Consider the following 363-nt stretch of genomic DNA (forward strand, 5'->3'; position numbering starts at 1 on the left):
TTGTCATTGGAGCAAGAACTATTGTGTTCAGATACTTGTTCATTTCATTTGGCGAAATGATTACACAAGGTCTTGTCTTTTTTATTTCGCTTCCAATGGTCGGGTCAAGGTTGACAAGAATGATTGAGTATTGTTTTAAATCCATTCCTCAAGATTTTCGTCCTCGAAAACATCGTTCATAAGCAACTTGTCGTCTCCGTTTTCACTCATTTTTTTAAATTCCTCTTCCCAATTTTTTCTTGGCAAAGCAATTGGCTTGAGGATTATTTGTCCTTTTTCAAGAATAAGTTCCACTTTGTCCTTGATGTTATATTTTTCCAAAATGGTCTTGCTTAAACGAAGTCCTTTTGAATTTCCGATTTT

Annotated in this window: 2 protein-coding genes; both read right to left on the bottom strand. The window is 34.7% G+C overall.

What is annotated here, in order from left to right; all coding sequences use genetic code 11:
• The coding region (locus QRD02_RS14350; protein WP_290255650.1) for a type II toxin-antitoxin system PemK/MazF family toxin at positions 1 to 145 on the bottom strand (145 nt) is incomplete at its 3' end.
• Positions 136 to 363 (bottom strand): AbrB/MazE/SpoVT family DNA-binding domain-containing protein (locus QRD02_RS14355; protein ID WP_290255649.1); only part of this gene is annotated, 228 nt, incomplete at its 5' end. The genes QRD02_RS14355 and QRD02_RS14350, both read right to left, overlap by 10 nt.

Origin of the sequence: Aequorivita aurantiaca (genome assembly GCF_030410135.1) — a bacterium.
In the GTDB taxonomy this organism is placed as follows: domain Bacteria; phylum Bacteroidota; class Bacteroidia; order Flavobacteriales; family Flavobacteriaceae; genus Aequorivita; species Aequorivita aurantiaca.